Source organism: Serratia proteamaculans, assembly GCF_946227095.1.
GTDB classification, from domain to species: domain Bacteria; phylum Pseudomonadota; class Gammaproteobacteria; order Enterobacterales; family Enterobacteriaceae; genus Serratia; species Serratia proteamaculans_E.
In genome coordinates this window covers 44443-67403 of the sequence record NZ_CAMISV010000007.1, presented here as the reverse complement: position 1 = coordinate 67403, position 22961 = coordinate 44443, and the positions used below count along the sequence as shown (strand labels likewise).

At 54.5% G+C, this 22961-nt stretch carries 16 protein-coding genes and 1 pseudogene; 6 read left to right on the top strand and 11 right to left on the bottom strand.

What is annotated here, in order from left to right; genetic code table 11:
- Positions 1 to 351 precede the first annotated feature (351 nt).
- The 7 genes and pseudogenes from OC597_RS15265 to ychF form a co-directional block, all read right to left on the bottom strand.
- Positions 352 to 885 carry a hypothetical protein gene (locus tag OC597_RS15265; RefSeq protein WP_261462396.1) on the bottom strand — a complete coding sequence of 178 codons (534 nt, stop codon included), beginning with the start codon at positions 883 to 885 and terminating at the stop codon, positions 352 to 354.
- Positions 870 to 2261, bottom strand: a complete 1392-nt coding sequence (locus tag OC597_RS15260; RefSeq protein WP_261462397.1) for a hypothetical protein — start codon at positions 2259 to 2261, stop codon at positions 870 to 872. The genes OC597_RS15265 and OC597_RS15260 overlap by 16 nt, the downstream gene beginning before the upstream one ends.
- Positions 2262 to 2370: 109 nt before the next feature.
- Positions 2371 to 8700, bottom strand: a complete 6330-nt coding sequence (locus tag OC597_RS15255; protein ID WP_262209377.1) for a LamG-like jellyroll fold domain-containing protein — start codon at positions 8698 to 8700, stop codon at positions 2371 to 2373.
- Positions 8701 to 8760: 60 nt separating this feature from the next.
- Positions 8761 to 10368, bottom strand: coding sequence for an asparagine synthase-related protein (locus OC597_RS15250; protein ID WP_262209376.1), 1608 nt, complete (start codon positions 10366 to 10368; stop codon positions 8761 to 8763).
- Positions 10369 to 10377: 9 nt separating this feature from the next.
- Entirely contained in the window at positions 10378 to 10593 is a 216-nt protein-coding gene (locus OC597_RS15245; protein ID WP_261462400.1) for a hypothetical protein, read from the bottom strand.
- 907 nt (positions 10594 to 11500) lie between these two features.
- A pseudogene (locus tag OC597_RS15240) lies at positions 11501 to 11857 on the bottom strand (tyrosine-type recombinase/integrase); the annotation flags it as partial.
- A gap of 204 nt (positions 11858 to 12061) precedes the next feature.
- A complete protein-coding gene (ychF, locus tag OC597_RS15235; protein ID WP_085116305.1) occupies positions 12062 to 13153 on the bottom strand; it encodes a redox-regulated ATPase YchF in 1092 nt (363 codons plus the stop codon).
- Between the two features lie 332 nt (positions 13154 to 13485).
- Here ychF and OC597_RS15230 point away from each other — a divergent pair, with 332 nt between their 5' ends.
- On the top strand, positions 13486 to 15015 hold the full coding sequence (locus OC597_RS15230; protein WP_262209375.1) for a SulP family inorganic anion transporter: 1530 nt from the start codon (positions 13486 to 13488) through the stop codon (positions 15013 to 15015).
- A 39-nt stretch (positions 15016 to 15054) separates the two neighbouring features.
- Here OC597_RS15230 and pth read toward each other — a convergent pair whose 3' ends face one another.
- Positions 15055 to 15645: an aminoacyl-tRNA hydrolase gene (pth, locus tag OC597_RS15225; protein WP_261255671.1), complete on the bottom strand. Its 591-nt coding sequence runs from the start codon at positions 15643 to 15645 to the stop codon at positions 15055 to 15057.
- 312 nt (positions 15646 to 15957) lie between these two features.
- On the opposite strand from pth, the gene ychH reads away from it, so the two are divergent.
- Entirely contained in the window at positions 15958 to 16236 is a 279-nt protein-coding gene (ychH, locus tag OC597_RS15220; protein ID WP_085116308.1) for a stress-induced protein YchH, read from the top strand.
- A gap of 185 nt (positions 16237 to 16421) precedes the next feature.
- On the opposite strand, the gene prs is transcribed toward ychH, so the two are convergent.
- From prs to lolB, 3 genes are all read right to left on the bottom strand, one after another.
- On the bottom strand, positions 16422 to 17369 hold the full coding sequence (gene prs, locus OC597_RS15215; RefSeq protein ID WP_012006410.1) for a ribose-phosphate diphosphokinase: 948 nt from the start codon (positions 17367 to 17369) through the stop codon (positions 16422 to 16424).
- Between the two features lie 171 nt (positions 17370 to 17540).
- Positions 17541 to 18407, bottom strand: coding sequence for a 4-(cytidine 5'-diphospho)-2-C-methyl-D-erythritol kinase (gene ispE / locus OC597_RS15210; protein ID WP_261426133.1), 867 nt, complete (start codon positions 18405 to 18407; stop codon positions 17541 to 17543).
- On the bottom strand, positions 18404 to 19027 hold the full coding sequence (gene lolB / locus OC597_RS15205) for a lipoprotein insertase outer membrane protein LolB (protein WP_262209371.1): 624 nt from the start codon (positions 19025 to 19027) through the stop codon (positions 18404 to 18406). The genes ispE and lolB overlap by 4 nt, the downstream gene beginning before the upstream one ends.
- A 304-nt stretch (positions 19028 to 19331) precedes the next feature.
- On the opposite strand from lolB, the gene OC597_RS15200 reads away from it, so the two are divergent.
- The 4 genes from OC597_RS15200 to prmC all read left to right on the top strand — a co-directional run bounded on the left by OC597_RS15200 (position 19332) and on the right by prmC (position 22958).
- Positions 19332 to 19475, top strand: a complete 144-nt coding sequence (locus tag OC597_RS15200; protein ID WP_262209369.1) for a hypothetical protein — start codon at positions 19332 to 19334, stop codon at positions 19473 to 19475.
- Positions 19476 to 19740: 265 nt separating this feature from the next.
- Positions 19741 to 21003 carry a glutamyl-tRNA reductase gene (gene hemA, locus OC597_RS15195; protein ID WP_099062354.1) on the top strand — a complete coding sequence of 421 codons (1263 nt, stop codon included), beginning with the start codon at positions 19741 to 19743 and terminating at the stop codon, positions 21001 to 21003.
- 33 nt (positions 21004 to 21036) lie between these two features.
- Positions 21037 to 22122 carry a peptide chain release factor 1 gene (prfA, locus tag OC597_RS15190; protein WP_012006414.1) on the top strand — a complete coding sequence of 362 codons (1086 nt, stop codon included), beginning with the start codon at positions 21037 to 21039 and terminating at the stop codon, positions 22120 to 22122.
- The gene (gene prmC / locus OC597_RS15185; RefSeq protein WP_262209367.1) at positions 22122 to 22958 is read left to right on the top strand and encodes a peptide chain release factor N(5)-glutamine methyltransferase; all 837 of its coding nucleotides are present in this window, start codon (positions 22122 to 22124) and stop codon (positions 22956 to 22958) included. Before prfA ends, prmC begins: the two co-directional genes overlap by 1 nt.
- Positions 22959 to 22961 lie beyond the last annotated feature (3 nt).

Below are 22961 nucleotides of genomic sequence, written 5' to 3'. Positions count from 1 at the left end.
ATTTACTGGGGATCCCTCAGCGCCGGAGCGTGGATTTTAAGCTGAGACTCAACGGTGAAAGTGTATCGAGAGAGACGCTTTGTGGCAATTTAGACGTTGAATGGTGATTGGTTATTTAACCACTCCAGCATTTTGACTGAACGAGCTTCTTTGAAGGCGAAGCCCTTTATCATGTCAGCCTGGCGCCGGCAGAATACCACAGCTTTTGCAAGAGTAAGGGTTCAGTGTAGTGAAAATGGCGGCCGAAAATCCCGATTGTCAGGGGCATACCGTCTGGTTGGCTCAACGCAGCGACTCGCCGACAGATGGCCGGAACGAGCCGGCCATCTGAGACGTGACAGCGATTTCCCGTTAGTCTATTCGCTGGTAGATATCTCCCCATCGGTTTAACGCTGGGTTGGTATCTGACTGAGCGGGGCAGCGTTCATGCGGCAGCTTGGTCTTACGTTCGACAAAACAGCCGCACAGCGTGCATACGCTCTGATCTTCAACGCCGATCCTGGCGATACGATAATCCAGCCGATCAGGTGGGGCGCCCAGATGTGGGCATGCCTGGCACGCCGTAAGGCGAGACAACCGCTGCGTTTCATCCAATGTTTTGAAACCCTGCTTCGACCAGGCCAGTATCGATGACGCGAGATGCTGTGCCAGCTGCGCCGTCGAATGCGCCTCTGGCTCATCTGTGTCATTGCCGTAGCGGGCGTCAATAGGCGGCGCATGTTCGATCAGATCGCGCAACAGATTAGGCGCATTCTGGGCGCGATACAAAAACCGCCGGAAACGAGGGTCATACAGTGCGGCCCGTGCTGCTCGGTGTGGCAAGGGGTGCGCCAGACCGAGTTCATCGGCCAGCTGACGCGCATATTCGGCTACGGTTGGCAACATTTGGAGCACTCCGGTTGATCCACCCCATGCATGGCGGTTTCAAAGGTGCTGATCCGGCAATCATGGCTGGGGTATTGCCGTCCCATTGAATCCAACGGCGCATCTTTGGGTAAGGTGTTTGCATTGAGGGGAAAGTAGGCATAAGTCGCTTTGATCTGGGCAATCGCCATTTTTAACTGCGCAAAGTAATCTTCGCCAAACCACATGCGGCGCAATACGATAGAGGCTCCCCACCAGTCTGCTTCACCTTCGCAAGTCACGCTGGAAGGGGCGACATCCGGCCGGCCTTCCAAGTGGCCGATTTCATGCGCCAGGGCCAGGGCCACCGCTTGAATATCGAAAGCCTCGATACGGGCCAGACCGCCTTGCAACAAGACATGCTTTGACTTATCCAACGAATCGACCCATGAGTAGCTGTTGGCCTCTCGGCTGAACCAGTCGAAGTGAAAAGTGATCTCTGGATAAGCCGGTTTGAACAGGATATTCAGCAGGTAGACGCACATTTCCCTGGCCAGGGCGTCGTTGTAGGGCTTCTTGGGCGCTAATTTTTCCAGTAACAAAGCTTCCACTTTCGGGTAAAAACTGCTGGCATGAGGAGGCACTTCGACCTTCGAATGTGACGCTGGCGTGAAATAACCGTTGCCCACTTTTCGTATCGACTCCTGATGGGCCTCCAGCAATGGAAATTGATTGGCATCGATCCACTCTTGCGAACCGATGATCGCCGGCATGGCGCCCTTATAAGCCGGGTCGCGGTAATATACAAACTGCTCGACGGCGAAATCGCCGGTGACCACGCCGTTGGTCACTACCAGGTGGTTTTTCAAATCGGGATCGGGAATGCCGTCGACCGTGGAGAACTCCCAGAACTCACCTTCGTAAGTTCCCCATTTCAACTCATCTACGGGCACCGCATTGCCATGGCGATCGACCAGTTCTGCCCCCAGCACCAAAGATTCGGCGGCTACCAGAGTCCCATTTTTTAGCATAAAGGGATGGCTCATGGTGACGCAGGCCTCACGCTCTTTACCCGCCAGGGTATAGCGCAGATAGACGGCATGGTCGACCCGGCCTTCCTTGGAGTGCGACACGACCTGAACCGTTTGGGGGACGAATTTCAGATCGCGTCCGGCGGCCAGTACCTGAGTCTGTTTTTCGACGATATCCTCGACCTTGATGGTCGAATCCCGATCGTCTAGGGTGACCAGCGTCCCGCGGCCCAGACAGCTGCAGATGCAATAGCAGGTAATATCGTTGACCTCGAACAGGATCTTATCGCCGGTATCTTTCTTGAGATCGTGGCAGTTGATGTCGATCTTAGGTTTCTTGGTGCTGCAGTAGCCTGGGACAATGTTGCCGCATTCGTTAATGGTCATGGCGTACTCCTGATTGTTAGCTAAATTGAGCCGGTCTGGCTCACCAACCGACCAGTCCCATCAGGGCTGACCGGCGATAGGGTGATGCGCCGTTCGGCGCGTTCAACGTTTAATTGGGAATTTCGTAGCAGGCCCGCATATAGGTCATGAAGTTCTGCTTCAGTTCGGATCGCTTGGCTGCCACCTTGGCGCCCCAAATCGGATTGGCCGCCAGAGTATCGAGCAAGACATCGGCTTTACGGCTGACGCCAGGCATCGGATTGGCCGTGGAAGACGTCTGTAATTGGTTAATCAGCCAGCTATTGGCTTCCAGGCTGGCGGCGTCGGGGCGGCGGGCATTCTGCGGCTGCGACAGCGCGCTTTGCTGATTCAACGGGACGCGAGCCACATAGGTGACGCGATGCAATACCCGCCAGACCTCGTTAGGGCGGAACATGGCCTGTTGCAGCGCGGCGGCGTCCGGGTCAACCGTGTGGGCATACGCCCCGGTACGGTGCAGCCACTCCTGGTCGACAATCGCTTTGAAATCCTCAAAGTTACGCTTGGTCGGTGCAAGATAAAAACTCATGAAACGATATTGCTTGACCTTGCCCGGAGAAGGGATGTCGGTATATTCAAGGTCGTCATCACTGCCGTTTATCGTACCGATGTAACTTTCCCCATTGGCGGTCAGATTCATCTGGAATCCGGCGTGTTCGGTGACCGATTTGCTGGCATGCGTCACGATGTGCCCACCGAACATGGCGTCCAGTTCGAAATAGCCTCCTTTACGGAAGGTGGTTGAAAACGTCGGGCCGGCCATACCGCTGAATGAATAACTGCCGCCGGAAACCATCTGGCGCGAAACGGTGAACTGTTCTTCCTCGGTATACAGCCCGCCTTGCGCCGTCCAAACGTAAGAGTTGACCATGTTGCGCCGGCCACGGCGGCGCAACCACTCTTGCGACGAAATGGCTTTGCGTTCGGAAATTCCCATCAGGATATTGGCGATATCGTTGTTGGCGTCACCAATGTCGCCAGGCTGGAAGTTGATGGCATTGGTTCTGCGCCCGATGGAACCGGCATCGAAATTGTCGAACTCGCGAGTGCTTTGCGCATGCTCCCGATCGATCTGTTGCTTGAGGGCGTAAGCTTCGAGTGGTTTAAAATAGCTGCCGTGCTCGCCAGGGGTGAGATTGGCATAGTTTTTATCAGGCTCGAAACCAATCCAGCCATCCAAAGTGCCATTTTTTACATAACTAGGAGCCAACTTGAACATGATGATGTTGATATCTTGCGGAATATCCGGGCTTGGCCGCAGCGAGTACGTCACCAAGGCGCCGGTACCACGCAGGCGCAGGGCATACATGTCTGCCGTGCCGGAAAGCACTAACGCGTAGCCCATATTGTCGGGATAGAATAGCTGCCCGACGCCATTATCGATTTTGTAGTCGTTTTTCTGCCAGGCGCCACGAGCCTCAACTTGTTTGACGCGAAACTGTAGTGCGTCTGAATTCAAGGCGCCCTCGTTGAGCCAGCCCAGTGAGTTGGTGAAGGTGCTTGATATACCAATGTTACTGATAAAGCCGAACAATAACGTTGAAACGACCAATCCGCCTGCGTCAATCTCTTCCTCCCAACGGAAGCCGAGCGAATTATTGACGTTCATATCGAATCCGGTGTCGCGCGAAGCGGTGTAGTTATAATTGATACCTGCGCTTTCATTCAGGGTCAGGGTACTGGCGTTGTTATAGGCGTTAGGCGTGCCTGGATAAAGCTTGAGATTTTCCGCAGGCAACGGGGGCGGCCCTTCGATATATCCGATCAGATTGGGGTCTGTCTGAACCTGGCCAACAAACTGCAAATCAAGGTCGCCGATGGCCAGATTGGCTGCCAATTCCAACGACTGGCTCTGTGGCAGCACGGCGTAGGCACGCTGGTAGACCGCCAGCAGGTTGCCATAAGCATCGGTTTGCATATCGCCATAGGCGCAGGCGCCGCAGGCAAAGTTCGACTTCAGTGGCTTAAGCGGGGCGCGGCCTCCATTGCTGATGCCAATACCGGCCAGAACAATGCTGAGGGGGGCGTCTGACAGCATCCAGGGCACTGTACCGACCGGGCCGATCCAACGTCCGTTACTGCCCATTCCGGTTGCATCGCCCACGGTGTGGCCGGAACCATCTGAAATCGGCCAGTAACCGGCCAGCCCCGCCGCGTTGGGCGCGATGGGCACATTCATGTAATTGCGGATCTGGCCTGGCGTACGTTGGCTGTTCCAGACCCGTACCTCATTCAAACGCCCGGTGAGGTTGTTGAACAATGCGCCGTCTTTGCGTGTGGCGCCAATGGTCGCTTGCGTATCGCCATAGATCACCGGATCGAAGGCCGCGATGTCGAGCGCAACGGTTACGCCGTTGATCAACAGCGTCCAACCAGCCTTGAAAGTGGTTTTTATCCACATCAAGTCGGCAGCCACGTCGCTCAATTGCAGCGACGCATCCCGTATTGAAGCGTTGTTCTGGCTTTTCGAATCAAAGGCGACCCGACCTTTTCCAGTGAGAAAATCCCATTCGCTGACTAATCCTTGCGCATTGTCTTCCAGCCGGCGCGCACGGAAATATTCGATTTGCCAATTCATCCGGCCCTGATTCCACAGCCTGAGATCGTCGAACGCGCCTTGCAGGTAGTATTCATGGTCGCCGGAGCCTAGCGTGAGCACGGCATCTGAGACCACGATAGGGTCAGTGACTCGCTCAAAGGCTTCCAGTTGACCATCAAGCAGAATTTTTTGCGCAAAGGCGCCTTTTTCGATACGCACAAAACTGCCGTCGAACAACGTGCCACTGGCGGCGCCGACTAAATCCATCACCGAAGTGCCATACATGTCCTGGCATGGCCAATAGCCTGACAGGCCTTTCTCGCTGGCGGCCAGCGGTTGCTGAATTTTTTGTCGAACCTCGTCTAGCGACAGGCGGCGGTTCCACAAGCTGATTTCATTGATGGTGCCGACAAAACCCTGATCGGAAGCGGCATTGTTACCGATCAGGAACGCGCCAGGTTTGTCCGGGGTAACCGCTTGCTGCATAAGCTCTGACGAGGTGAACGCCTGCGTTCCTGCTCCGTCGGCAACCGATTGGCCGTCAATGAAAATGTCGATGCCGGCGGCACTGTAGACGCCCGCGACATGGATCCAGTTATTGGGGCGCAACGTGCGCTTGGATTTAACGCTGAAAACCTGGCTATTAATAATGCATTTGAACGTTGGGCAGCCATTATTTAACGTCAGGATCACTACCAACTGTTGCGCGGGGTCAATGCTCTGAAACAGCATCTGGGTCGAGGTACGGAAATTGCCGTCGCTACGGATCCACATCATGACCGAAACTTCTGTCATCGGTGGGTTTTCCACCATCGGCAAGCTGATATAAGTTTTATTTCCGTTGAACTTGGCCGCCGTCTGGGGTTTGGATGACACATCGTAAATTGCCGCGACGTGGTGCCAGATACCTTCCATCAATGCCGATGTCGACTGAATGGTCTTTTGCACCTGTACCGTTGCGGTGCTCTGGTTGACGCGAAAATTCAGTTTGCCATCTGGCGAGACATAGAATGACCAACTGTTATCTTCGGTACGACTGGATTTGGACAGGATACATTGTTGCGTGCCTAAGTGATCCAAACGAACCCAGGCCTCCAGCGTCAAGGCATCTGAACTGTTCAGGCTGCGGTCATTGCCCGCATTCAGGTAGCGGGTGCCTGCCAGTTGCAATCCGTAATCGGTGGCGTAGGAAGCCGCGATATGACTCCATTGCCCGTCCATGGGCAACGACGATTTGCTGATGCGTACCACATCATCCTTGGCTGCGATCACCTGACCTTGCTGATTGAACAACAAGGCGTAGCGAATGTCCGCATTTTGGCCGATGTGTTTATTGAAGATCCAAACGGTAGACGGTTCCGGCTGCTGGCTGTCTGTCGGCGCCACCCATGCTTCGATCGTGACATCGCCGGAAGCCGCCAGGGCTCCCTGGTACAGATCCACCTTCGCGCTATCGTAAACCCGGATGTAGGAGCCCAGCTCACGATTATCTACCGTGAGCAGAGGCGGATATGCCAGCCAGCGTTGGTCGCTGCCGCTCATGACTCTTAACGCCTGGTCCGTGCCGCTTCCGGCCGCTTGCACCACGGCGGTATAACCGTTGCCGGGATTGTCCAGCGGCGAAACGCTGAAAATCGAAGAACCAATGCCAGAAGCGGGTTGCGGCCCGCGCATAATGCCGTTTTCCGTGACCTTAACCGACAGATAGTCATAGATGATGCTTGCGTCGGTGTCGGCGCTGCCTTTTTGTACCGCATCGCCATTGAGGATGGCGACAAAGATATTGGCCGAACGCGGCACATCCGGCCAGATTTCGCTCCGGCCAGCCGGGCAGGTCAGCGTCACGGTTGCCAGCTCGCTATCTTTGGCGTTCGGCTCGATCAGAATGCATTGCATTGTGGCCGGCGCATTCATCCAACTGCCGGGATGGCGGGCAACAAAGGTGATCACGCCGGATTCGATATCGTCCGGCTTGGCAGGATCGCCCGCCAGCCAGGATACCGAGTATTCGCTGCAGGCGCCGACCGTACTGAGCAGGGCGGCTTGCATGGCGTCGCTGGCGGTATCGGTATAGTAAAGATGCAGCATGCCATCACCGCCGTCGACGATGTCTGGCGCCGCATGGGTTTGGGCACTCGCCAACAGGCCGCAGCATGTGCTCAGCCCATTATTGTCCCAGGCTACCGGTTGTAGAGAGGGTTGACGCGGGGCATCCGAGATAACCCAGGACGCGCCGGATAGAATTCCATCGCCGGCACTGCCGTTTGACGCCTGATTGAGCAATGTACTGAAGCGTTTGTCATCTTCAGGCTCGTTGCAAGGCCAGTATCCTGCCAGCGTGGGCCAGGCGGGGTTATCGCTGGCGATCGGCCGGTTCATGGTGTCGATGATTTCTGCGGTGGTACGCACCACTCGCCACATCCGGATTTCGTTCAGAATGCCGTCGAAGCCGTTTGGGCCTCCTATCATCCAGCCGGTATCCGGCGGATCGGGCTGCGATAAGGGATCGCATGTGCTGGCGCCTGGTTGGCCATTGATATGAATTGCTCCGCCGGACGTCCCGTCAAAACTGAGAGCCAGGTGATACCAATATCCCGGCAGCAGCGCCGTATCAGCGGCTAACGCCAACTTTTGTTCGACCATGAACACCGGCACGCCATCTTGTAAGGCAACGCAACCTGGTTGCGACGATCCTCTGCTTTGCAGAACAAACAGCGTACCGTCGGTGCTGGTAACCTGTAGCCAAAACTCCAGCGTAAACGCATCCGTGTCGGCAATCAGGTCCGGCATCAAGACCGAATAACCGCATGACGGAGAAAAGCCGAGCCCGGTAATCGACGGCGGCAAAGCAGGCACCGTGAGTTGTTCAGGTACTTGCGCACATCGGCCGTCCTGACCGATGCCGTTGTCAATTAGGGCAATCTGTCCGTTTGCGCCGACCGGGATCGCCTGCAAACAGCGTAATGCGCGTTTTTGTAATGTATAGCGGCCATATTCATCCATCAGCCGTTCTTGTCGGTTGTACAGCACCAGCGACGGACCTGCGCTGGGTGGGAGCGTAGCGCCCGTTGTATCGACCAGTTGAAATACCTGGCTGGGCGCCACCGTGCCGGTTTGAGCATCGATTGAATCGCTCAGATCGAACAATCCGTCATCGGAACGAGCGATCGAGTAGACCGTCAAGTCGCCGGAAGCATTGCACTGCAAGATATGCCATCGGGTCACGCTGGGGAGATCGGTTGGTAAAATCGCTATCTGAAACCAGCCGTTGTTCACTTCCGCCAGAAAACACAGGTCAAGCGTCGGCTCGACGAATGTTTGCTGGTTCATGTCTTGCGTACCAAAAGTATCCTTGCGATCCAGTGGGATATCCGGATCGCGGCTGCGGCGGAACCTTACTTCGGAAATTTTGCATAACCGAATGGCGGTATCATCGAAATAGAACCGGTCCATGTAAATTGAGCCATTGCTCGACTGTCTGAATACATACACATAGGTATCATCGGCGCAGACCTGAAATGCCACGTCCGGCACCGCCGGGCCGCCGATCCCCATCTCAAGCGAAACCAGCCTAAATCCCACAGGCCGCAGTTCTGTCGCGAAATCAAGTGTTTCGAAGTCTTTCCAGATAACGTCGGATGCTCCCTGCGTTTGCTGCATTAATACCGAATATCCAATCTGCGGTTGGCTCCCGTTCAGAGTCCGGGATGCAAAGGCGATCACGTAGCCATTGCAGGTGACAATTTGGGGGTATTTAAATTGCGATGCGTCTTGCAGCGCCATTGAAAGACGGTTCTGGCTGCTCGTATAGCGTAGAAAGCTGCCCGACAGCGAGTCTTGCCGTTGGTTAGGTGTTTGCATGAGAACTTGAACTCCTGAAGTTGAGCAACGAAAAGCAGAACCGTTGAAAAATAGCCGGCGTTAACCGAAGGATCCTGATGGCCTTTCTTCAATCGTACGTAAGGTCAATTCCAGTACCACGGCTTCCAGCAAGGCATCCGATTCCGCCCAGTAATCGGTGGTGCAGTAGCGTTCATAAGCCCGCAGCAGCGCTGCACGATCGACCAGCCCTCGTTCAGCCAACCTAGATTGCGCAAACAGCGATGTAATAAAACCGCGGGCATCCTCGCGTAAGGTCTGATCAATCAATGGCGTGAAGCTTTCCGGAATTTCCGGGCGATAAACACTGGCCGGTAAACCTGCTGCTTGCAGATAATGGCGCTGCAAGCGGCGATCGCGTCGCCACTCGGTCGGCAGACTACGGCAGAACTCGACGATTTCGGGGGTGGCGTAGGGATACAGCGGCCAGATACCCGCCCGCAGATAGACGGCCGTTCCCGCCTGTGCGGCTTCAAAATAGCTGGCTTCAGCTGCGCCAGGCGGAGCCGGGTCCAGCTTGTCATGAGTATCCAGAAGCGCCTGAATCGCGGTAGGCGTTAAAAAACTGGGTAATACTTCGCTGGCGGACATTGAGGGTTGCTGCGGCGCTATCTCGCTCCAAAGCAAAGTGGATATTTCATCCCCGCCAATGCCGGTTAATATCGAGTGAGCGCCGTTTTGGCGCGCTTGCCGCAACAGTGCGCCAAAGGCTTCATGATAGTATTCCCCCCACGGCACCATCAGATCTTCCGGCTGGCGTCTGGCTTGGCTGAAGGGAGCGAACTCGGCTGCCACCAGTGCCGTGTCCTGCGCCGAAATCAGGTCTGTGATTGCCCGTCTCCGGGTAGCCTGTATCTGCCCGGTTTCGCCGGGAACAATCAGCCCATAAGTGCGAATCGGCGCCGAAGTTCTCTTGCCGGCAATGATTGACACGACGGCGCTGTCCAATCCTCCGCTCAATTCCGCCGCGACGGAATCGTCATGGGGACTGAACCAGCGTCCGATGCTGGCGCTCATCAATTGTTCGAACATGCCAGGGACATCCGCCGTGTCCAGTGTCTGTCTGGGGTAGGAAAAGGGCAACGCTGGGGGGTACTCGATACTCACATCGCTGCCGGGAGACCAGGCGGCGCTGGCGCGTTCGGTCAACATGTGAATTTCAGGGAACAGCGTTGTGCGCGAGTACGGCGTACCCAGTCGCGCCAGTAAATAAGCCAGACGACCGAAATCCGCAGATGAGCGCATCAACGGGTATAGCTGGGCGACATCCCAGTGACCGTGCAGGGTTTGCCCTTGCGTTATCAGACACAGTGGCGCGGTCGCCCAACCACCGCTATACAGTTTGATTGGCGTAGCTGCGTGTGAGCGGCAGACCAGCACCACGATGTTGAGCGGCCATTGCAGTAAATCAGCGAGTTGGCCATCAAGATCCTGATCGGGCAACGCTATCTCGGCGACGGTGTTGGCAGCCAACCGACCGCCCATTTTTTCCCGTACTACAAATACGCTGCTACGGGGTGTGCGTAGGGAAAAAGCTTCCAGCGCGGCATGCGGGTAAGGGGTGATATGGCTGTTTCCTGCGACCCAACCCCTGCCGCTGGAGGTCCAGGGCAGGGGCAGGCTGCTGGCATCAAGGCTAAATGTCAGCATGGCGGGTCCTTAACCTCCATCCTTCTGTTTGCGGCTGTCTTTTCCTCCTGGCGCCTTAACGCTGCTACGTTTACCGCCGCTATCGCCAGTACCGGCTTTTTTAGTAATTCCATTACTTTCGTCGCTGGTTGCCAGCAAAATACCGTTTAAGCCGATGGGGTGAAACATATGTTCAAAACGTGGCAATTGAAAACCATCGGGCACCATTGAAATAGTGGTCTGCATACGTTTACTCCTAATGTATTTACAGGGTTATTATGAGCCAGCGCGCAAATATAGACCAAAGGCCATGGCTTGCAGCGCAAGACTCTTAATTTGTTGTTTTTGATGAATAACTATTTTGGTATTATTTAAAAGGAATGCATTTTTATTTTTTAACATGGCTGAGAAAAATAAAATTTACATTTATTTTTTTTGATATTGCTGCATTAGATAAAATGAAACACACAGAGAGTGCTAGCATTGCGCAGGCACGAGGTATCTCATAAAATGACGAGCTCTGTTCTAATGTGGTTTTTAAGCGACATGGTTAAGCTTATTATCCTGCTTAATCCAGCGCATTCTTCAGAGTTTTCTAAATATGGTATGTGAGACCACTTTCCGCAAGCTTAAGTATTAATAAAGTGTTTTGGTTTATGATTTGTGGTTTCTTTAGTTTCATATTCTGTTGGGTTTTAAATGGCGATATAAAAATCTAAATGTTAAATTTAATACCTATAAAATAGGCTGCTAATCATTATGTTTGTGACTGAAAGCAGGTGAGGCACTATTGACAGATGCTGTTTGGATGGTCTGGATGATGAACTCCGGCTTGTGAACTCTGACTCTATGACGCGGTCAATGCCATAGATATTAAGCAAACGTGAGGGCAAGGCGAGAATTATAGGCGTTATTGGCTATACAATTATAGATAAGGCAAATCTGAATACAGATAATTTATTCTGGTGGTGAATTTAATCATAGCAAAATCGATGAAACATTTGAGCAAGAGTTTAATTTCGCTAAATTTAATGAATTAAGATGTCTGCTGCTTTCATCTGAACATGCCCCTAGTGGTAAATATAAATTCCCCCAAAGCATTGAACCGGATATCTCGGTAATATGGCGTAAATGGATGCTAGATAGTGAATAATAGTAGCTGGCGCAGCGAGTGAGATGTCATCGGGCTACGTGGGTTATCTCGGCCCGGAAAAAGGTGCTGTCGATGCCCGGTTAATCCCTGTAGCGTTTTGAGCATGCTGACGGCTTGTGAGGGAAGGGGAATAACGTGTTCTCTGCGGGCTTTCATCCGCGTTGCCGGAATTGTCCACAGTGCATTATCGAGATCGAACTCTGCCCATTCCGCTTCGGTAACTTCGGCTGGTCGCGCCAATGCCCACCACATTAGCCACATGCAATAGTTAACCTGGTATGAGCCACTGCTGTTGTCAAAACAGCTTAATAGCTTCCCGATTTGCTGTGGGGTCAAGGCCTGTTTGTGCTGAGTCCTTGTTTATTTATTATACTGTTATTGTACTTACTTAAAATAAAGAAGGAAGAATGTTGTACTCATCTATGTACCCATTTTTGACCGCGTTGTTGCGAAATGAGATGAGACACTATGAAATGAAAAATCCACGCAAGAGCGTGGATTTTATAGGTTTTTGCGATTCTCATGAGATATGTTGAGATCTCATGAGACAACAAATTTTATTTAGACGTTAAACAAGAAGTTCATCACGTCGCCGTCTTTGACGATGTAGTCTTTGCCTTCTGAACGCATTTTACCGGCTTCTTTAGCGCCTTGCTCACCCTTGTAGGTGATGAAGTCGTCAAAAGCGATGGTTTGTGCGCGGATAAAGCCTTTCTCGAAGTCGGTGTGGATCTTGCCGGCCGCCTGTGGGGCGGTCGCGCCAACCGGGATGGTCCAGGCGCGCACTTCTTTAACGCCAGCAGTGAAGTAGGTCTGCAGGTTCAGCAACTCGTAACCGGCGCGGATCACGCGGTTCAGACCCGGCTCTTCCAGACCCAGTTCAGCCATAAACTCGGCGCGGTCTTCGTCTTCCAGTTCGGCGATGTCGGATTCAACCGCAGCACACACGGCAACCACTACCGAGCCTTCGGTCGCAGCGATTTCACGCACTTTGTCCAGGTACGGGTTGTTTTCATAGCCGTCTTCGTTGACGTTGGCGATGTACATGGTTGGTTTCAGCGTCAGGAAGCTCAGGTAGCGGATCGCTGCACGGTCTTCATCAGTCAGATCCAGCGCACGCAGCATGCCGGCGTTTTCCAACTGTGGCAGGCATTTTTCCAGTGCAGCCAGTTCGGCTTTTGCGTCTTTGTCGCCGCCTTTGGCTTTCTTCTGTACGCGGTGGATAGCGCGTTCGCAGGTGTCCAGATCCGACAGGGCCAGCTCGGTATTGATGACGTCGATGTCGTCAGCCGGATCAACCTTGTTGTTCACGTGGATGATGTTGTCGTTCTCGAAGCAGCGCACCACGTGGCCGATAGCTTCGGTTTCACGGATGTTTGTCAGGAACTGGTTGCCCAGGCCTTCGCCTTTGGACGCGCCTTTCACCAGACCGGCGATGTCGACGAATTCCATGGTGGTTGGCAGGATGCGCTGAGGTTTAACGATCTCGGCCAACTGGTCCAGACGCGAATCGGGCATCGGCACCACACCGGTATTAGGTTCAATGGTGCAGAACGGGAAGTTGGCTGCTTCGATACCCGCTTTGGTCAACGCGTTGAACAGGGTGGATTTACCTACGTTAGGCAAGCCGACGATACCGCATTTGAATCCCATGTTGTTATCACCTTAAATATCTTAACTATCAGCCGGTTAGGTTTAACCCACTGCATAAAGGACGAAATAATGGCGCCATTATACACGTAATGGCCGTTTTTCTCGATCAGGCTGTGTGCTGGGGGGCAAATGCGCTGGAAATGCCGGTTTTTGATTGAGATTTGGATCACATTTACACATACTGACACTTCTGATTAACCTACAGGAAACGCGCCGGATGCACTTCTTGCCCAGTCCACCCTGAGTTGCCCCCCTCCTGAGGTTTGCCGCACCATGCGGTTCTGGTTCCCGTGCTGCGGGAATGTGTTTTATCTGTCAGAAGTGAATAATCCATGTTTAACCTGAACAATTTCAGGCTGTCGGCCGTCAAGAACGAGGTGCTGGCGGGTTTTGTGGTGGCCGTTTCCATGATCCCCGAAGCGGTCGGCTTTTCGCTGGTCGCCGGACTTTCCCCCATCGTTGGGCTGCATACCGCCTTTATTATTGGCCTGGTAACCGCACTGTTTGGCGGCAAGCCGGGCATGGTGTCAGGCGCGGCCGGTTCTATCGTGGTGGTGCTGATGAGCCTGGCGGCGCAGCACGGTATGGGATACGTACTGTGGGCAACGATTTTCGCCGGGGTGATCCAAATCCTGATTGGCGTTTTCCGCTTGGGCAAGTTTATTCGTCTGGTCCCGCTGCCAGCTATTCACGGCTTCGTCAACGGCCTGGCGATTGTCATTATGCTGGCGCAACTGCATATGATTGCCGGGCAGGGACTGCTGATGTACGCACTGGTGGCGTTGGCGATCCTGGTGGTAGTGCTGTTCCCACGGCTGACCCGGGTGATCCCAGCTTCGTTAGCGGCATTGATTGTGGTTTCCACCCTGGCGATTGGTTTTAACCTGCATACCTTGCGGGTTGGCGATTTGGCGGATATCTCCGGCGCCTTACCGCATTTCAGCCTGCCGATGGCCCCGTTCAACCTGGAAATGCTGAAAGTGGTGCTGCCGTATGCCCTGGTGATTGCTCTGGTGGGGCTGATTGAATCGCTGCTGACCATGACGGTGCTCGACGAAATGGGCGGCAAGAAGGGTAACGGCAACCGCGAGAGCATCGCTCAGGGCGCGGGCAACACTATTTGCGGTCTGTTTGGCTGCTTTGCCGGTTGCGCGATGATTGGTCAGTCGATCATCAACTTCACCTCGGGCGGGCGCGGGCGCATTTCTGGCGTTGTCGGTGCGATATTGCTGATCCTGTTTGTGGTCAGCCTGTCGGGCTATATCGGCCTGCTGCCGGTAGCGGCACTGGCTGGGGTGATGCTGGTGGTGTGTTACAACACCTTTGAATGGAGTTCGCTGCGCCGGTTACGTCGGATGCCAAAGGCGGATGCGCTGGTGATGCTGCTGGTCACCCTGATCACTATCTTTACCGATCTGGCGATGGCGGTGATCAGCGGGGTGATTATCTCGGCGTTGGTATTTGCCTGGCAGCAGGCGCGTATTCGTGTGCGTCAGCATCGGGTAGAGCGCGAAGTTGCGGTGTACCAACTGGATGGCCCGCTGTTCTTTGGTTCTACCGCGGCCTTTGCCGAACTGTTCGAGCCGAAAAACGATCCGCAAAACGTGGTGCTGGATTTTGCCGGTACCCGGGTGATGGACTCCAGTGGAGTAGAAGCGATTGATAAGCTGACGGCGCGCTATCTGGCGGCAGGGAAAACCATTCGCTTGCGTCATCTGAGCGGCGATTGCGTGCGTTTGTTAAAGCAGGCCGGCCCGTTTTGCAGTCATGAACTGGACGATCCGCAATATTACGTGGCGGAAGAAGGCTATCAGACTGATGACACCAACGTCGGTGAAGAAACCTTCAAATTGCGAACCTAAATCCGTCAGCAGCGGGCGTAATGCCCGCTGCCATCACTGTCAGGCCTGCGCCTTAAAGCTGTGCAGGCGGCGAACGGTTTTTTCCAAACCGTCGGTCAGCAAGACTTCGGTGCAACGCGCAGCTTCATCGATCGCTTCATCAATCATTTTTTGCTCGCTGGCCGGTGGTTTGCCGAGCACGAAACCTACCACCTTGTTTTTATCGCCTGGATGGCCAATGCCAATGCGCAAGCGATAGAAGTTCGGGTTATTACCGAACTTGTTCTGAATATCTTTCAGCCCGTTGTGTCCACCATTGCCGCCACCCAGCTTGATTTTTGCAACACCGGGCGGGATATCCAGTTCGTCATGCGCCACCAGGATTTCGTCCGGCTCAATGCGGTAGAAGTTGGCCATGGCCAGCACGGCTTTGCCACTGAGGTTCATAAAGGTGGTGGGCACCAGCAGTCGCACGTCATTACCGGCCAGATTCAGTCGGGCGGTGTAGCCGTAGAATTTGCTCTCTTCCTTCAACTGCTGGTTATGGCGCTGGGCCAGTAAATCGACGTACCAGGCGCCGGCATTGTGTCGCGTCTGGGCATATTCAGCACCCGGGTTCGCCAGGCCAACTATCAATTTAATACTGCTCACGGGGAGATTCGCTATGATCGAGATAATGGAAAGGGCATTAGTCTACCTGCCTGCGTCGCGAATGACAAAATCCTGTGTCGTGCCAGGTGTTAGTGAGTGGATATCTTCAGGGCGGTGAGTAATTCATTAGCGGAATCATTCAATTTGTTAACTAATCACTTGCCAAAAGTAAAGATTTGTCATGCTTTCTTTACCATTTGTGATCGCCTACGCAATCACCTTGTCGAGCCACGGGCTATACTTAACTTATCAAAGTGGGTTAACCATTTACTGAGTTATCCCGGTTGGCCAATGGCACTATGGAGGTGGCATATGAAACGCAGAAACGTGAACAAAATGGGCAACTTTTTTATGGGGCTGGGGCTGGTGGTGATGATCGTCGGCGTGGGATACAACATTCTTGCTGAAGTATCGCAGTTTAATTTGCCGCAGTTTTTCGCCCATGGCGCAATCATGAGTATCTTCGTGGGCGCGTTATTATGGCTGGTCGGTGCACGTATCGGCGGGCGTGAGCAGGTGGCGGATCGTTACTGGTGGATAAAACATTTTGATAAACGGTGCCGTAACGATAACCATCGTTCGTCACATTGATTAAAAAAATAAAAGGGAACCGGCGTTACGGCAAGGGAGAACTGCCGCGTATTTAGGTCTAAGGTCATGTTCGACTACCCGTAGAAAACCCGTTGCTGCTGATGCACCAACGGGTTTTTCTTTTTCTGCTGGCGGGCAATCAATCGATCCGGTACGGCAGGGCGCCGCACCGAAAAGAAGGCTGATTAATGCTCGAACATCGCAGAAATTGACTCTTCATTGCTGATACGACGGATGGCTTCAGCCAGCATGCCGGACAGCGTCAGAGTACGTACGTTTTTCAGTGCCTTGATTTCTGCAGACAACGGAATGGTGTCGCAGACGATCACTTCATCAATCACCGAGTTCCTGATGTTTTCCACAGCGTTACCGGAGAAGATCGGGTGTGTCGCGTAGGCAAATACGCGCTTGGCACCACGTTCTTTCAACGCTTCAGCGGCTTTACACAAGGTACCACCGGTGTCGATCATATCGTCAACCAGTACACAGTCACGGCCTGCCACGTCACCAATGATGTGCATCACCTGAGAAACGTTCGCACGTGGGCGGCGTTTGTCGATGATAGCCATATCGGTATCGTTGAGCAGTTTGGCGATAGCGCGGGCGCGCACTACGCCGCCAATGTCCGGGGAAACCACGATTGGGTTCTCCAGATTCTGTTGCAGCATATCTTCCAGCAGGATCGGGCTACCGAACACGTTATCGACCGGAACATCGAAGAAGCCTTGGATCTGTTCAGCGTGCAGATCTACCGTTAAAACGCGGTCAACCCCTACACTGGAGAGGAAGTCGGCGACAACTTTGGCGGTGATAGGCACACGAGCAGAACGCACGCGGCGATCCTGGCGGGCATAGCCGAAGTAAGGAATAACAGCAGTAATACGGCCTGCGGAGGCGCGACGCAGGGCATCTACCATAACAACCAGTTCCATCAGGTTGTCGTTGGTAGGGGCACAGGTGGACTGGATGATGAAAATATCACCGCCGCGTACATTTTCGTTGATTTGCACGCTCACTTCGCCGTCGCTAAAACGACCTACTGCGGCGTCACCAAGGCTGGTGTACAAACGGTTGGCAATACGTTGTGCTAGTTCCGGGGTGGCGTTACCAGCAAAAAGCTTCATATCAGGCACGAGAAGAACCTCAGGCATGCGTCCAGAGAAGATATTGTCATTCGGCCTTCGCCAAGGGGCAGTTAGCGATGCCGACGCAATATCATACGGGTGTGTAAAAAAAATTTGAAACCGCAGCGGCGCAGGAATTACAGGGCCAGGTGTGAACGACTCTGCGCAGCGAAACGAGAACTACGGTTCAATCTGCCCGGAACGAATGCGATGTAGTGGAGAGACGTTAACGCCACGCGCTACAAAACCACGTATCCACTCCGGGGCTTGATTTAACACCTGACGGGCGGCGGTTTCTGTGTCGAATTCAGCAAACACACAAGCACCTGTGCCAGTCAGGCGTGACGGCGCGTATTCTAACAGCCAAGAAACAAGCTGTTCAACCTCGCGAAAACGTTTTCTTGCTATTGGTTCGCAATCATTTGCGTAAGTTGCCTGTAACAGCACATTTAACGGGCGAACCGGGGTGTCTCTTTTTAATTCTGCATCGCTAAAAATAACCGGGGTAGGGATGCTGACTCCCGGATGGGCCACCAAATACCACTTTTCTTGTGGATTGGCCGGTTGCAAACGTTCCCCTATACCCTCAGCAAAGGCGGCATGGCCAAGGACGAACACCGGTACATCGGCACCGAGGACCAGCCCCAGTTCCGCCAGCTGTTGGTCGCTCAAGCCACAGCGCCACAGTTCATTCAGCGCCACTAACACCGTGGCGGCGTTGGAAGACCCGCCACCCAGTCCGCCCCCCATCGGCAGACGTTTATCGATGCTGATGTCGGCGCCGCGTGGGGCGGTGTTTAGCCCGTGACGTTCGCAATGCTGTTGCAGCAGGCGGGCGGCACGGACGATCAGGTTTTGCTCATCCGGCACGCCGGCCACCGGGGTCAGCAGATGGATACTGTCATCCTGCCGCGCGTCGATGGTCAGGGTGTCGCCGTAATCCAGAAACTGGAACAGCGTCTGCAGCAGGTGGTAGCCATCTTCGCGTTGGCCGGTAATGTACAAAAACAGATTGAGTTTAGCTGGTGATGGCCACTGACGGATCATTTAAGCGTCCAATTATCCATTTTCAGTTTGATGCGCTGGTCACCCTGTTTCAGCTCCAGGCGGCTTGGTAGCTGTGGCTTGAGGCTGTTGTTGTAGTCCTGGTAGTCCACGGTCCAGGTCTGGCTACCTTGTTGGTAGGTCAGTGCGTTAAGGCGATATTGGTCATCGAGCTTGAAGTCGTTGGCCTCACCTGGCAGGCCGAGCATCCACTGGCGCAGGTTATCCAGCGGGATCGCCATGCCGGTCAGCTTGCGGATCATTTCTTCGGCGTTGTCGCTGACATAGCGCTTGCCCTGATTGTCCGTCAACTGCACCACGTTTTTCTGTACGTTGAGGTCAAGTTCGGTGCTGCCAAGCGGGTTGGTCAGCAGCAGGCGGTAACGATCCGGCGAATATTGTTGCCAGAAGAAGCGCGCGTAGACTTTTTTCTGGTCTGACAGGTAGGCGAAAGAGCCCCGGGTTTGATATTGGTCAAGCTGTTGCACCGCTTGCTCGTGGGCACGCCACTGTGGCGACGTCGGGCTGGTGGCCGGGCCGCTGGGTTTGGTGGTGGTACAGGCGGCCAGTACCAGACTGGCCAGCGGGATCAGGCGTAGCAAACTAACTTTGCGGATTGGCATAACTTTCTCTTGTCCTTTTGTCCTTACGGGCACGCACAGCGAGACCTGGGTATCTGCATTTACGCTAGCGGGGCAGCGCCGGTACGTCAATTTTTTGCTGCATCGCGTTGAATATTCCCGGCTTTGTTACCGTTATTGGGTTCGGGATTATGCGTTGTCTTTGCTGATAAGATTAACACAATCGCTCCGCCGTGCTGCTCTGGACGCAAGAATATCTCTGGGGCGGGGTGTTGCTGCCGTTAGTGTTTGGTTGATGTAGGGGTCGGTATACTGCAAGGGTCTATCCCGGGGAGAACAGAAGGTTATGAAACTTGCAGCTCGAATCATTATGTCGCTGTTATGCTTTGCGGGCTCGGCATTTTTCTACCTGCAGGCCAAGCATGTTTTTTGCCAGCAGGTCTCTTTCCTGCTGGATCCTACCTATCGCTGCGGCACTTTGGGTTGGTAAGCGCCGAATATTTGATCGCTACCGCTCTGCTCAGGTCACCCCGTTTTACTGAATACTGTGCGGAATATCGCATACTGCACTAAAATTCAGTATGTTATGTCGTCGAATTATTACTTATCTTGCTGTATTTATTACTCATCACCCATTGATGCTGTCTATTTCAGCGATTGGACGGAAGATGCGGTTGTGCCTTTTATTGATCCCGCGCATCAAGTAGAATGCCGTTCAACGAGAACCCGTACCAAAAGAAGTATTACTCGAAGCAATGACCCTGCTGGCGTTAGGTATTAATCACAAAACCGCTCCGGTTTCTCTGCGTGAAAGGGTGACCTTCTCCCCAGAGTCTATCGAACAGGCGCTTACCAGCTTGCTCCAACAGCCGTTGGTGCAGGGCGGTGTCGTGTTGTCTACCTGCAACCGCACCGAACTGTATCTTAGCGTGGAGCAACAGGAACATATTCACGAGCAGCTGGTCACCTGGCTGTGTGAGTACCACCGCCTGCGCCCGGAAGAAGTGAGTAAAAGCCTGTACTGGCACCACGGTGATGAAGCCGTCAGCCACCTGATGCGCGTGGCCAGCGGGTTGGATTCACTGGTGTTGGGCGAACCGCAAATCCTCGGGCAGGTGAAGAAAGCCTTTGCCGAATCCCAACGCGGGCAGTCGCTGTCGGGTGAGCTCGAACGTCTGTTCCAAAAATCCTTCTCCGTCGCCAAACGCGTACGTACCGAAACCGAAATCGGTGCCAGTGCGGTATCCGTGGCCTTTGCCGCCTGTACCCTGGCACGCCAAATCTTCGAATCCCTTGCCGAACTGAACGTATTGTTGGTGGGCGCCGGTGAAACCATTGAGCTGGTGGCACGCCATCTGCGCGAACACAAAGTGCGGCATATGATTATTGCCAACCGCACCCGCGAACGCGCTCAACTGCTGGCGGACGAAGTCGGCGCAGAAGTGATTACCTTGCCGGAAATCGACGAACGCCTGGCGGACGCCGACATTATTATCAGTTCTACAGCCAGCCCGCTGCCGATCATCGGTAAAGGGATGGTGGAGCGAGCGCTGAAAGCGCGCCGCAACCAGCCAATGCTGTTGGTGGATATTGCCGTACCGCGCGATATCGAACCGGAAGTGGGCAAGCTGGCCAACGCCTATTTGTACAGCGTGGACGATCTGCACGCCATCATTCAAAGCAACCTGGCGCAGCGCAAGGCAGCGGCGGTGCAGGCTGAGTCGATTGTTCAGCAGGAAAGCATCAACTTTATGGCCTGGCTGCGCTCACAGGGTGCAGTAGAAACCATCCGCGACTACCGCTCGCAGGCCGATCAGATCCGTGCGGAAATGGAAGCCAAAGCCTTGGCCGCCATTGCGCAGGGCGCGGACGTGGAGCAAGTTATCCACGAACTGGCCCACCGGCTGACCAACCGTCTAATTCATGCCCCTACCAAATCCCTCCAACAGGCCGCCGGCGATGGCGACGTGGAGCGGTTGCAAATATTACGCGACAGCCTCGGGCTGGATCAGCATTAGTTTTCTCTTTATTAACAGGGTTTAATACCACGCATGAAGCCTTCTATTGTTGCCAAACTGGAAGCGTTACAAGAGCGCCATGAAGAAGTGCAGGCGCTGCTCGGCGATGCCGGCGTTATTGCCGAGCAGGATCGGTTCCGCGCGCTGTCGCGCGAATATGCACAGTTGACCGATGTCAGCCGCTGTTTCCTTGAATGGCGTAAGGTGCAAGACGATCTGGCCACGGCAGAAATGATGCTGGATGACCCGGAAATGCGCGAAATGGCGCAGGAAGAGCTGAAAGACGCCAAGGCGGCAACGGAAGAACTGGAGCAGCAATTACAAGTGCTGCTGTTGCCGAAAGATCCGGATGATGAGCGCGATTGCTTCCTGGAAGTGCGTGCCGGTACCGGCGGCGACGAAGCGGCGATCTTCGCCGGCGATCTGTTCCGTATGTACAGTCGTTATGCTGAAACGCGTCGCTGGCGCGTCGAGATCATGAGTGCCAACGAAGGCGAACACGGCGGCTATAAAGAAGTGATTGCCAAGGTTTCTGGCGATGGCGTTTTCGGCCAATTGAAATTTGAATCTGGTGGTCACCGCGTACAACGCGTGCCGGAAACCGAGTCGCAGGGGCGTATTCATACCTCCGCCTGTACCGTGGCAGTGATGCCGGCGGTGCCGGAAGCCGAACTGCCGGAGATCAATGCTGGCGATCTGAAAATCGACACCTTCCGTTCCTCCGGTGCCGGTGGCCAGCACGTTAACACCACCGACTCGGCAATCCGTATTACCCACTTGCCGACCGGCATCGTGGTGGAGTGTCAGGACGAACGTTCACAGCACAAAAACAAAGCCAAGGCGATGTCGGTGTTGGGCGCGCGTATCCGTGCCGCCGAAATGGCCAAGCGCCAGCAGGCAGAGGCCTCAACCCGTCGCAACCTGTTGGGCACTGGCGACCGTTCCGATCGCAACCGTACCTATAACTTCCCGCAGGGGCGAGTGACCGACCACCGCATCAACCTGACGCTGTACCGTCTGGACGAGGTGATGGAAGGCAAGCTGGACATGCTGATCCAACCGATTGTGCAGGAATACCAGGCCGACCAGCTCGCCGCGCTGTCCGCTGAGCCCGAGTAATGGACTATCAATGCTGGCTGAAGGCGGCGGTTGCCCGGTTGACGCAGAGCGAAAGCGCCCGGCGTGATGCAGAAATCCTGCTGGGTTTTGTTACCGGCCGGGCCAGAACCTTCCTGATGGCGTTCGGTGAAACGTTGCTGACGCCGCAACAACAGGAACAGTTGGAAAGATTGCTGGCTCGCCGCGAACGTGGCGAACCGGTGGCTTACCTGATCGGCGAACGTGAGTTTTGGTCGCTGCCGCTGTCGGTATCACCGGCGACCCTGATCCCGCGTCCGGACACCGAATGCCTGGTGGAACTGGCGCTGGAACGCTTGCCGTCATCCTCTTGCCACATCCTCGATCTCGGCACCGGCACCGGTGCCATTGCGCTGGCACTGGCCAGCGAACGCCCGGACTGCAAGGTCATCGGTGTTGATTTACAGCCCGAAGCGGTGGCACTGGCGCAGCATAATGCGCAGAAGCTGAAGATCGGCAACGCACAATTCCTTCAGGGCAGTTGGTTTGCGCCGTTGGCCGGCCAGACTTTCGCCCTGATCGCCAGTAATCCTCCCTACATTGACGCCGCCGATCCACATCTGGCGCAGGGCGACGTACGTTTTGAGCCCAGCAGCGCACTGGTCGCGCAGCAGCATGGGTTGGCGGATTTGTCCGCTATTGTGCAGCAAGCACCACACTATCTGGAGTCTCAGGGCTGGCTGCTACTGGAACATGGCTGGCAGCAGGGTGAGAGCGTGCGCGCATTGCTGCAGGCCGCCGGTTTTATTTCGATCGCTACCCGCCGTGATTACGGAGATAACGATCGCGTGACGTTTGGCCAATGGCCGCAGCAGTAACTG

What these genes read in the sequence shown, in the direction of transcription:
- OC597_RS15265 (WP_261462396.1), bottom strand. Translation starts at nt 885, where the DNA reads ATGTTGCCAACCGTAGCCGAATATGCGCGTCAGCTGGCCGATGAACTC.
- OC597_RS15245 (WP_261462400.1), bottom strand. Translation starts at nt 10,593, where the DNA reads ATGCAGACCACTATTTCAATGGTGCCCGATGGTTTTCAATTGCCACGT.
- hemA (WP_099062354.1), top strand. Translation starts at nt 19,741, where the DNA reads ATGACCCTGCTGGCGTTAGGTATTAATCACAAAACCGCTCCGGTTTCT.
- OC597_RS15255 (WP_262209377.1), bottom strand. Translation starts at nt 8,700, where the DNA reads ATGCAAACACCTAACCAACGGCAAGACTCGCTGTCGGGCAGCTTTCTA.
- OC597_RS15250 (WP_262209376.1), bottom strand. Translation starts at nt 10,368, where the DNA reads ATGCTGACATTTAGCCTTGATGCCAGCAGCCTGCCCCTGCCCTGGACC.
- prmC (WP_262209367.1), top strand. Translation starts at nt 22,122, where the DNA reads ATGGACTATCAATGCTGGCTGAAGGCGGCGGTTGCCCGGTTGACGCAG.
- ispE (WP_261426133.1), bottom strand. Translation starts at nt 18,407, where the DNA reads ATGATCCGTCAGTGGCCATCACCAGCTAAACTCAATCTGTTTTTGTAC.
- OC597_RS15200 (WP_262209369.1), top strand. Translation starts at nt 19,332, where the DNA reads ATGAAACTTGCAGCTCGAATCATTATGTCGCTGTTATGCTTTGCGGGC.
- prfA (WP_012006414.1), top strand. Translation starts at nt 21,037, where the DNA reads ATGAAGCCTTCTATTGTTGCCAAACTGGAAGCGTTACAAGAGCGCCAT.
- lolB (WP_262209371.1), bottom strand. Translation starts at nt 19,027, where the DNA reads ATGCCAATCCGCAAAGTTAGTTTGCTACGCCTGATCCCGCTGGCCAGT.
- OC597_RS15260 (WP_261462397.1), bottom strand. Translation starts at nt 2,261, where the DNA reads ATGACCATTAACGAATGCGGCAACATTGTCCCAGGCTACTGCAGCACC.
- OC597_RS15230 (WP_262209375.1), top strand. Translation starts at nt 13,486, where the DNA reads ATGTTTAACCTGAACAATTTCAGGCTGTCGGCCGTCAAGAACGAGGTG.
- ychF (WP_085116305.1), bottom strand. Translation starts at nt 13,153, where the DNA reads ATGGGATTCAAATGCGGTATCGTCGGCTTGCCTAACGTAGGTAAATCC.
- ychH (WP_085116308.1), top strand. Translation starts at nt 15,958, where the DNA reads ATGAAACGCAGAAACGTGAACAAAATGGGCAACTTTTTTATGGGGCTG.